The 10951-nt window shown below is 34.1% G+C and carries 9 protein-coding genes; 5 read left to right on the forward strand and 4 right to left on the reverse strand.

All coding sequences use genetic code 11. The features are described 5' to 3' along the window. The first annotated feature begins 224 nt into the window (after nucleotides 1-224). The 4 genes from IWX84_RS14775 (at nucleotide 225) to IWX84_RS14790 (ending at nucleotide 5443) form a co-directional block, all read left to right on the forward strand. Nucleotides 225-1073, forward strand: a complete 849-nt coding sequence (locus tag IWX84_RS14775; protein WP_196851524.1) for a class I SAM-dependent methyltransferase — start codon at nucleotides 225-227, stop codon at nucleotides 1071-1073. A 246-nt stretch (nucleotides 1074-1319) separates the two neighbouring features. Next, on the forward strand, nucleotides 1320-1925 hold the full coding sequence (locus tag IWX84_RS14780) for an OmpH family outer membrane protein (RefSeq protein WP_231385505.1): 606 nt from the start codon (nucleotides 1320-1322) through the stop codon (nucleotides 1923-1925). Between the two features lie 297 nt (nucleotides 1926-2222). Then, nucleotides 2223-4493, forward strand: a complete 2271-nt coding sequence (locus IWX84_RS14785; protein ID WP_196851525.1) for a helix-turn-helix domain-containing protein — start codon at nucleotides 2223-2225, stop codon at nucleotides 4491-4493. A gap of 410 nt (nucleotides 4494-4903) precedes the next feature. Beyond that, complete coding sequence (locus IWX84_RS14790) at nucleotides 4904-5443, forward strand: hypothetical protein (protein WP_196851526.1); 540 nt, start codon at nucleotides 4904-4906, stop codon at nucleotides 5441-5443. A 791-nt stretch (nucleotides 5444-6234) separates the two neighbouring features. On the opposite strand, the gene IWX84_RS14795 is transcribed toward IWX84_RS14790, so the two are convergent. Beyond that, entirely contained in the window at nucleotides 6235-7182 is a 948-nt protein-coding gene (locus IWX84_RS14795) for an SPOR domain-containing protein (protein ID WP_196851527.1), read from the reverse strand. Between the two features lie 254 nt (nucleotides 7183-7436). On the opposite strand from IWX84_RS14795, the gene dprA reads away from it, so the two are divergent. After that, nucleotides 7437-8537, forward strand: a complete 1101-nt coding sequence (gene dprA, locus IWX84_RS14800; RefSeq protein ID WP_196851528.1) for a DNA-processing protein DprA — start codon at nucleotides 7437-7439, stop codon at nucleotides 8535-8537. Nucleotides 8538-8614: 77 nt separating this feature from the next. Here the strand turns inward: dprA and IWX84_RS14805 are convergent, their stop codons facing one another. From IWX84_RS14805 to IWX84_RS14815, 3 genes are all read right to left on the reverse strand, one after another. After that, the gene (locus tag IWX84_RS14805; protein ID WP_196851529.1) at nucleotides 8615-9232 is read right to left on the reverse strand and encodes a hypothetical protein; all 618 of its coding nucleotides are present in this window, start codon (nucleotides 9230-9232) and stop codon (nucleotides 8615-8617) included. Nucleotides 9233-9289: 57 nt separating this feature from the next. Then, a complete protein-coding gene (locus tag IWX84_RS14810; protein ID WP_196851530.1) occupies nucleotides 9290-9889 on the reverse strand; it encodes a hypothetical protein in 600 nt (199 codons plus the stop codon). Nucleotides 9890-10121: 232 nt separating this feature from the next. Next, nucleotides 10122-10634, reverse strand: a complete 513-nt coding sequence (locus IWX84_RS14815) for a hypothetical protein (RefSeq protein WP_196851531.1) — start codon at nucleotides 10632-10634, stop codon at nucleotides 10122-10124. Between the last annotated feature and the right edge of the window lie 317 nt (nucleotides 10635-10951).

Below are 10951 nucleotides of genomic sequence, written 5' to 3' on the forward strand. Positions count from 1 at the left end.
TCAGTGATTAGTTTAACTAAATACTAAACACTGAACACCGAACACTAATTTTGTTCCACGTGAAACTATCTTGTGAAGCCTTGCTATTATTGGATAATTGCAAAATAAATAATACCAGCCCTGAAAGTATTTAAAAATGCTTTTGGGGTTTAGCATAAAAACAAAAACAATATACTTAAAGGGATTCAACCGCATACTGCGACTGAAAACTGAAAACTAACAATATGGACATTTCAAACAAAAAACATTTTTTAACCGTTAAAGATTATTCCGTTTCCAAAGAAACATTTGATTTATATCATGACGAAGAGTTGGATATGTTGGTTACCTCTCCGCAACCCAGTTTAGATACTTTAGGTAAATATTACGAAAGCGTAGACTATATTTCGCATACGGACAGCAAACGATCGTTGTTTGAAAAAGCATATCATTTCGTAAAAAGCATAGCTTTAAAAAACAAACTCAATTTAATAAATTCACTGCAACCTGATAAAGGAAGAATTTTGGATATTGGTGCGGGAACTGGAGATTTTTTATCGGTGGCAAAACAAAACGGTTGGCAAACAATAGGAGTGGAGCCAAGTGATAAAGCAAAAGCGATTGCAAAAAATAAAGGCGTTTCTTTTGTCGAAAAAACAAGTGAATTGGAAAATAACTCCTTTGATGTTATTTCGATGTGGCACGTTCTGGAACACGTTCCAAATTTAGACGAACAAATAAAAGAACTGAAACGATTGTTGAAACCAAATGGAACTTTAATTATTGCGGTTCCAAATTTCAAATCTTTCGATGCAAAACATTACGGGAAATTTTGGGCCGCTTATGATGTGCCAATTCATTTTTGGCATTTTTCCAAAACCGCTATACAATCCCTTTTTGAAAAAGAAAAAATGAAACTGGTAAAAGTGCTTCCTATGAAGTTTGATTCTTTTTACGTGGCATTGCTTTCAGAAAAATACAAAACAGGGAAAATGAATTTTATAAAAGCCTTTTTCGTCGGATTACAATCCAATTGGAGAGCAAAGAAGGATTTTGAGTATTCTTCGCATATTTACATCATAAAAAACAACTAAAATCTATTTTAAAAGCATTTAAGCGCTGATTTAGACTAAAACCAAGCTGAATATTGTCTTTTTTAAAAAAGCTGCTCATTTAAAAGCTATTGGATTCGATTGCTATAACCTTAAATTATCAATAATTCCTTTACAATAACAAAAACTGATATCATAAATAAATGTGCATTTTTCAAACTTTATGTCAATGCTACTTATTTTTTTATATTTTTGTCACGCATACATAAAAAATTAGAAATTCATCAAATGAAATCGAAGATTCACGAATACCAAAAAAGAAATATTAAAAATATGAGTAATAAAGCATTAGTAATTATCGCACTTTCAATTACAATACTATCTTGTAATAAACCAGCGCCACAAGTAAAGGAAGTAAAAACAGCTTATGTGGATACTTCAGTGTTAATGAAAGAATATACCGAAGCAAAAGACCTTGAAGCTAAATATAAAGCAAAATCAGAAGAGAAAGGAAGACAACTGGACGCTGAAATTTCAAGATTTAAGCAAGATGCTGCTAATTTTCAAAGTCAAGCACAAGCAAATGGACAAGCGTGGGCACAACAAAAAGGAGCTGAATTACAAAAAAGAGAGCAACAATTAGGTCAAGCGCAACAAGCATTGGCTCAAGAATTGCAACAAGAAAGCGGTAAAGAAATGGATTCTTTAGTTAGCGGTGTTAAAAAATTCATCAAAACCTACGGTAAAGAAAACGGATATTCGTATATCTACGGTACTGGTGACGCTGCCTCTGTTTTATATGCTGAAGATAAATACGATATTACTAAAGTGATTGTAAAAGCTTTAAACGATAAATACAAATCTCCTGAATCAAAGGAAGAAGTTAAAAAATAATTTTTTTATATATTAATTCAAAAAACGGCCTTCATCTAAATTTTAGAATGAAGGCTTTTTTTTGGAGCTTTATCCCGCTTTTCATTTCAATCTCTCAGTCGTAAAGCGTTTTTTCTTAACCATAAAAGGAGCTTCCTGCGGTCGCTCTTTTCTGTTTAGAAAAAATCGCTTTTCAACTGTCAAGGATTTCCATTTCAATCGGGGCTAAAAACGACCGGATTTAAAATTAAAATTGTTTTCCAAAAATGAAAATACTATTCCTATTTTCAATATTTTAGCTATCTCTATACACGCCAAATGCAAACAATCTCTGAAGCCGCTGCTTACACCTTACAATTTATTAATCAAACACATCGATCGGTATTTCTTACCGGTAAAGCAGGAACCGGGAAGACCACGCTTTTAAAGGAAATCATAGCAACCACGCACAAGAACACAGTTGTCGTGGCGCCCACGGGAATAGCGGCTTTAAATGCAGGAGGTGTTACGATTCACTCGATGTTTCAGTTGCCGTTTGGAGGATTTATTCCTGCCTTTAATGTCGATTCCCAATTCACGGATACGGTAAAATTTGAGTCGAAAGATACCTTGCGCCGGCATTTTAAAATGAGTGGATTGAAGAAATCGGTGATTCGCAATATGGAATTGTTGGTGATCGACGAAGTGAGTATGCTGCGCGCTGATTTGCTGGATGCAATGGATTATATGATGCAAACGGTGCGAAAGAACGCAACTCCTTTTGGCGGAGTGCAGGTTTTGTTTATCGGTGATTTATTGCAATTGCCACCGGTGATTCGGGATGAGGAATGGAGAACGCTGCGCAATTATTACAAAGGAAAATTCTTTTTCCATTCGCATGCTGTTCAGCAAAATCCGCCTTTATATATTGAGTTATCCACAATATACCGCCAAACCGACACGGAGTTCATCTCGGTTTTGAATAATTTACGGAACAACCAAATCACCGCAGCCGATGTTCAGGCGCTGAACAAATACGTAAAACCTGATTTTGATTTAAAAAATAACAAAGGCTATATCACACTTACCACCCACAATGCCAAGGCCGATGCTATGAACGCACAAGCTTTGGAAGATTTAAAAGGGGAGTTGATAACCTACAAGCCGGATATCGTGGGCGATTTTCCCGAGAAGATTTTCCCGATTGAGGAACGCTTACAATTAAAACTGGGCGCACAAGTAATGTTTGTGAAAAACGATCTATCCTTCGATAAAAACTATTTCAACGGAAAAATGGGAATCATAAAATCCCTTTCGAGCCAGGAGATTCTGGTTCATTTTCCGGAAGAAGACAAAACCATAGAAGTCGAAAAATACGAATGGCAAAATATCCGCTATAAAATTGATCCCGCCACAAAGGAAATTGAAGAAGAGGTTTTAGGGACTTTTGTACATTATCCAATAAAATTGGCTTGGGCGATTACGGTGCATAAAAGCCAGGGATTAACTTTTGACAAGGCTGCGATCGATGTTTCGCAGGTTTTTATGCCGGGACAAGCGTATGTGGCATTATCGCGTTTACGCTCGTTAGAAGGGCTTATTTTGCTATCTCCGTTGCGTATGAACGGGATTTCTAACGACCAGGATGTCATGGATTACTCTTTAAACAAGGCTTCGGAAGAATTATTGAAAAATTCACTGCATTTTGAAACCAAGAATTTCATCCATAACTATTTGATGCACAGTTTTAACTGGGCTGATTTAGCACAGGAATGGCGCAATCACAAGTACAGCTATGGGGATAAGTCTGAAAATTCAGCCAAATCGAAACATGCGCGCTGGGCAACAAACCAAATGGAAGCCATCGATTCCCTTTTGGATCCCTCCCAGAAATTCATGGCGCAGCTCAACAAAATCTTCAATAACGAAACCGTGGATTTAATCCATGTTTCCGACAGGATTCAAGCCGCTTTCAACTATTTCTTAAAGCCATTGGACGAGATGGTTTTTGAAATTCTCTGGAAACTCGAAGAAGTGAAGCGAGAGAAAAAAAGTAAGACTTATTATGAGGAACTGATTGTGCTCGAAGAATTGCAGACTAAAGCCGTTTTGCGATTGATGAAAGCCAAGCTTTTGATTGAAACCGTGGTTGCCGGTGAAACCATTTCGAAGGAAAAACTAACCTCTGACGAAATAAAGAAATACATCACTAGAAAAACTGAAGCGATTCAAAACCAATTTAAGAAAACACATGTCACTTTGATTGAAGACGAAGCCGACTTGGAACGCTATACGTCTAAAAAAGCGACCAAGAAAGCACCCAAGAAATCGACCGTGGAGGAAACCTACGACTTGTGGATTGGCAAAAATTCGATTCAGGATATTGCAAATATCAGGAAATTAACCACCCAAACTATAGAAAGCCATTTGGTCAAACTGATCCAATCCAAGAAAGTAAGCGTCCAAGACATACTGCCACAGGACAAAATCAAGGAATTGAGCCAAGCCTTCAAGCATTACAAAGAAGAATCGCTGAACGGCATGAAAGAGCAATTTGGCGACAAATATACTTGGGACGAATTGAGAATGTTCAAGGCGAGTTTGAATTAGGAGCAGTGTGTTCATGGTTTTTAAGAACGAATCCTCCCGCTATGCGTTGCAATCTTTTCTTTTTTAAAGAAAAAAAGAAAAGGATTTCCACTGCTATCGGGGCTACGGAGATTGTTTGGGTTTTTAATTAACAATAGTAAGATATTTATTATATATTTGAATGTAAATAAGGTATGATGGAAGTGAGACCTATTTTCACATATTGGTTTGGTCTTACTTTATCTGAAATATATGTACGGTTACCGACAATCTATCATAATGATTAATTTAAAACCGTTCGGAAGCACTCTATTTTAATAAATACAATGAAAAAAATATTTTATATACCATTCTGTTTTTTCAGTCTTATATCTTTTGCGCAAGAAAAAAACAAATTCTTTGTAAATTCAGGACTAAGCATTTATCCGAATATGAAAGAAAATCAAAGAAATTTCAATATTTCAGTCAGTTACCACAGACAAAGAAACGAAAAGTGGTCCATGGAATATTATTTTTTATATTCTCAAAACGATTACTTTCCCAGTTTTTATGGCAATGAAAAAGAATTGGATCGATTTATATTAACTGGGAATCCTGAGACAATTTTTGAAGACACCGAATGGGATTATGTGAAAAACCATGAAATAGGAGCTAAAATTCATTATTCCATTTACAAGAATAGAAAAATAAACCTATCCTGCAACATGGGGTTGGGAATTATTGCATATAAAGACAAATTATTTCGACTTTCATCGATTCAGGTCGATAAAAATAATGTCATTTATTCATATAGTTGGTTTGAAGTTAAAAATGTTGACGGTTATAGTTATACCGCTGGCATATTCCCTGGTTTACATCTAGATTATAAAACAGGTAAAAATTTTCTTATTGCCTTAGACGGTGGCTATCATAAAACGATAGATAATTTTAGTTTTTGGAATTTTTCTTTAGGAATAGGTAGGAAGTTTTAAAAAATTAAAACGCTGTTTGAAAATTTTTCAAACAGCGTTTTTTAATGGTTTTCTTTCTAACACTAGATTCCTCTGCTCTGGTGCTTGACTGCGTCGAGTACCTACTTAAATTGAAAAGACAAAACGTAGCGTTTGCAACGCGATTATGTAAATTGTAGTTATAGAAATTATGAAAAGGACAATACTATTTTTTGTAATGTAAATGTTGAACCATCGTGGTAAATGAGCCGCGTTGCAAACGCTTTGTTTAGTGCTAAAAAGAAAGTAGGTACTCGTTGCAAACGAGCACCAGATTAGCGCGATTATGTAAATAGCAGTTATAGCAATTATGAAGAAGACAATACTATTTTTTATAATGTAAATGTTGAACCATCGTGGTAAATGAGCCGCGTTGCAAACGCTTTGTTTAGTGCTAAAAAGAAAGTAGGTACTCGTTGCAAACGAGCACCAGATTAGGATATCCTATCTCACAAACTTTGTACAACATTTGCAGCAACATCAAGAATAAAAATTAAATACAATAAATCAGGTTACGACACACAATTTACCTTTGGTCGACTTCTTGTGTGTTTATAAAACAATCACGCATTAAACCGCTTAAAAAAGGCTTATTTGGTATAATAGACATCCTTGTTTATTCGAATGCCTAGCCCAGATAGAAGCGGCATCCTCTTGTGCTCGCAGCGGCGGGCACAAGAGATATAGCGGATAGCTGGAGATTGCTCCTAAAAAAATACCCCCAAATAGCTTTTTGCTTTTTGGGGGTAGTCTAAACCGTAAGGATTTTTATTTTATAGCGATTGGATTAAGATCCAAGCTTCCGGATTGTGTTTTTTCTGAATTTCCTGTTTTGCTTTTTCGGCTTCTGCAATAGTGGCATAACTTCCGTAAAGTACAGGGAATAATCCGTGTCTGTTAGGAGCGATTCGGCGGGCTTTGTATCCTAAATGAATTAACTGATTATATGTCTTTTGTGCATTTTTTTCTTCTCTATAAACGCCTGCCATGATATGATACGACATTTTTACTTCCGCAGCTGATTTAACGGATAGCGTTACAGCGGGAATTGGAGTTTCGATAAAAAAAGTTGCTTCTTGTATTTTATTCTGAACCTGTTTTTGAACGGCCGTTTCAACAAGCGTAGTTTGAGTTGCGATTTGATTTTGGAAAATTGGATAGCCAACACCTGCTGTTAAACCTAATCCCAATACAAAAATGGCAGCATATTTTAAATATGGATTCATTCTTCTTGCTTCCTCTGGAATCAAAGCAATGGTTTGATTTTCCTCGATTGCTTCAATTTTTTGTTCGAAGATTTCTCTTTTCACAAGTGGCGAAACAAACGGACTTAAACCAAATGAATTTGTCAAATAATTGGTTTGATCGTATGGAGTAAATACTAAATTAGCATCGGCGTTCAGGCAAAAATCACCTACATTTTTTATCGAGAAAATGGCGTTTTCTTCCAATGCTTTTTTCCAAAGAAAAACTTCATACTGAATGGCGCTAACGGCATATTCATAAGATGTTTTTTCTGCTTGGGCAATATGATTGGCTAATAAACCATCATTGTTCTTCAAATTGGCATTGAAAGAAATCATTTTCTTTGGAGGAGAAAACGAATTCGAGCTTTCATTCAATTGAGCCGATTGAATTTCGGTTAAAAAAGCCCCGAAACCTGGAACGGTTACACATTGATAACGGTATAAAAGCTGCGCGATGTAAGGTTCGATTTTCATAGTAACAAAGTTATACAACGAATATAGTTATCAAAATTTTATTCACAATTTTTATTAACAATCTGCTTTAAATTTTATACATTTCAATTTCAAACAGTTATTCGGAATTAATAAATGAGAAATTATCAGGAAAGAGTTCTCGATACATTTTTTATTCCATTTCATTTCACAAAAAACACTCGAACCGACGTTTTGTATTTCCGGTATTTAATGAAACTACATTTAAAAATATAAAAGACGAACAATTTTCAGCTATGTTAGAACAGGATTTATTTCATTTATTGGCGTTGCAAAGGGTAGAAGGAGTTGGCGATATTATGGCCAAAAAACTATTGACTCATTTGGGAAGCGCCGAAGCGGTTTTCAAAGCCAAAGCGTCACAGCTTGCCGCTATCGATGGCGTTGGTTCGATTTTACTAAAAAATCTAAAAGATCCATCTGTTTTCACAAAAGCCAATCAGGAACTGGAGTTTATAAAAGCGAACGATATTAATGTGGCCTATTTTCAGGACGAGAATTATCCGGAGCGCTTAAAACATTGCATTGACGGTCCCGTTTTGTTGTTTACATCGGGGAATATCAATTTAAAAAATAAAAAGATAATCAGTATTGTGGGAACGCGCCAAATAACGTCTTACGGAATGGAGTTCTGCCGAAAACTGATTGAAGATTTGGCACCGCTTGATCCGGTAATCGTAAGCGGATTTGCTTATGGCGTTGATATCGTGGCACATCAATTGGCGATGGAACATAATCTGCAAACGATAGGAGTGGTGGCGCATGGTTTGAACCAAATTTATCCTAAAACCCATAAAAAATACGTCGCCAAGGTCGAGCAAAACGGCGGTTTTATGACCGAGTTTTGGAGTTCCTCGAATCCCGATAAAGAAAATTTTGTTCGAAGAAACAGGATCGTTGCGGGAATGACCGAAGCAACCATCGTAATAGAATCAGCCGATAGAGGCGGATCGTTAATTACCGCCAACATCGCAAATGATTACAACCGCGATGTTTTTGCGGTTCCGGGACGCGTAACCGACAAGTACAGTCAAGGCTGTAATAACTTAATCAAAACCCAGAAAGCAAATGTGCTGACCAGCGCTGCCGATTTAATTTATATCCTGAATTGGGATCTTGAAAAGGAAATGAAACCTGTGCAAAAACAATTGTTTGTCTCTCTTGACGATGACGAACAAAAAGTCTATGATTTTCTTCTAAAAACCGGCAAAGAATTGATGGATATTATCGCCCTGCGTTGTGATTTCCCTATTTATAAAATCTCAGGAATGCTGTTGAATATGGAATTGAAAGGAGTTATTAGGCCATTGCCGGGAAAATTGTTTGAGGCTATATGATTTTAACATAATAATACTGCTAATTATCTGATTTTTAAATTATCTGCGAATTAGCAGTCTTCTTAATACTCATTCTTCTAATATGTCTCATTTGGATTGAAAGCTTCATGGGTTCGGATCCATTTGCCTTTTATTTTTTTCATAACAACAACAAATTTACTTCCGCCTGATATGCAAATTTTTAAATTTGTGAAAATTAGATATTTTTTGTTTAGATAATACATAGGTTCAGAAAAACTATATATACAAACATCTGATTTATCGTACTTCTCAATTATTAATTCTATCCCTGTTTTTGTGTTCATACTTTCAAAAATAAGTTGACTGTGGCTAAAATCATTTTTGCCCCAATATTTATGGGTATCCCAAATTCTATTATCTTGGATAGGTGGATCCTGATTTTGTTTTTTAAATTTTTTCCAGTCTTTTTCGTTAAATAAATGTGTGTCCGGTTCTATATTTCCTTTTAAATCAATAGCTTGAATGAAATTTTGTTTAAAAATTTCTAATGTTAAATTAGAATTGAGTTTTTCTTGGGCAATGAATACTACTCTATTAATATCTTTTACAATTGTTTTAAAATAATCATTGATGGCTTCAAGCTTTTCTTTTTCATCTTTTTTTAAAGTACTTTTAGTTTGCGAATAATTAGTAGAGGCGATGCATAGCGATAAGTATATTATTATGTTTTTCATGATATAGATTTTAATTACAGGGTAGTTCTAAATAGATATATTCCCGCTGTTACAGTTTTAATAGTAAGCCCCGTCAGTTATTTCTTTAACGAATATCCATTCGCCTTTTTTCTTTTTCATAATTACAAATGACCTCGGATTTATAAATTGTCGCCCTGTTGTTGTTTCTGAAATTGCAAAAACAGCATATATTTTTTTGTAGATCATTGGCTCTGAGAATGAAAAAGCAGATCGTTCTGGGATTTTACCCATATATTCATTATATATATAGGGTTTTGGAAAAACCTTTTCGGTCATCATTTTAACTTTTAAATTTTTAAAATCTTTTTGTTTCCATAGTGAGTTTCCCAACCACAAAGAATCAGTATTATGATTTCGGTATTTTTCATTCATTTCATTCCAATATTTCTCTTCATAAATTCTTGGATTTTCATCAAGACTATTTTCTAAATTATTATGATTTACATCAATATTTACTCTATCCTTCCACAAATTCAATGTGTAATTATTATTAATTTTGTTTGTAATAATGACGATGGTATCGTTAGTTTTTATGGCCTCTTTTAAATATGCATTTATAGGAGCAATTTCCTTATTTGCAGAAGAACAGCCATAAATAATAAGCAACAAACTAACTATATAAATATTTTTTTTCATATTATCTTAATTACAAGGTTTTCCTATTATGGTTTGTCCATTTACAGTACGACCACTACTTTCAGCATCATATCTTCCTTTTATTCGAAGATATGATGCACTCCCTACATAAATACACATAAATTTGCCTGTTAAATTTTACATTTTTTCTTGTTTTTTATCATAGAATGCGCTATCCGTATAAGAGAAATTTAGTGAATATTGGAGCAGTCGGGTTGTTTATTAAATAATTTTAGAAATGGGTCAAACCTCTAATAGCATTACATAATGATTTAGGCTCAACATTTATATATAAATCTTCAACATCATTTAGGCAAGCAGTTTTAGAAACGTCCACAAAATATTCAATTTTCTGATTTGAATTAGTTTTATCTTCCATTTTTTTTCTCACTATTACTCTTGAGAGATTTGCACCTATTCGCTTTTTATCTACTGTATTCAGAAAAGCTTTAATTATCTTAATACATTGGTGGCTTGTAGAGATATCTGTTAGAGATAAAATATAATAATCTGTATATTCTAATTTAAATTTTTGGCATATTCTTAAATTAGTTTCTATAGTTTTTAAATCTTTAGAAGAACAGACAATTATTTTAAATGGTTTGCTGTAGCTACTCTGACCCCAACTAAAATGTAAATAATTATATTTTTGACTATTAAAAAAGAATCTATCTGTATTTCTTATTTCTTGGGAATAAGAAATTAAATTTGATAGAAAAATCAGAGAAAACATTAACTTTTTCATACTTTTTAATTTAAAATCCAAATTCTTATCGATTTAACGCCTCCATTAGGCGAGGTATTAAACTTACGACTACTTCCAAAATCTTTTCCATAATTATTTATTTTTAATATTTTTTACTGAGACACAGCAAATTTTGCCAGTTACTTTATTCACTAATAATTCAATTAATTTCCTTTGTTTTATACCAAATTCTAGTACTCTCAATTTAATACCAACATTTATATTGGTTTAGCCCCCTAATAATCGGACTTTAACATTTTAAGTTTTACAAACATACGCAATTAGTCAATATCTTTGTCTTGCAAGGAACAAACGAA

It is taken from the genome of Flavobacterium sp. CG_9.10, from assembly GCF_015752245.1.
Taxonomy (GTDB): domain Bacteria; phylum Bacteroidota; class Bacteroidia; order Flavobacteriales; family Flavobacteriaceae; genus Flavobacterium.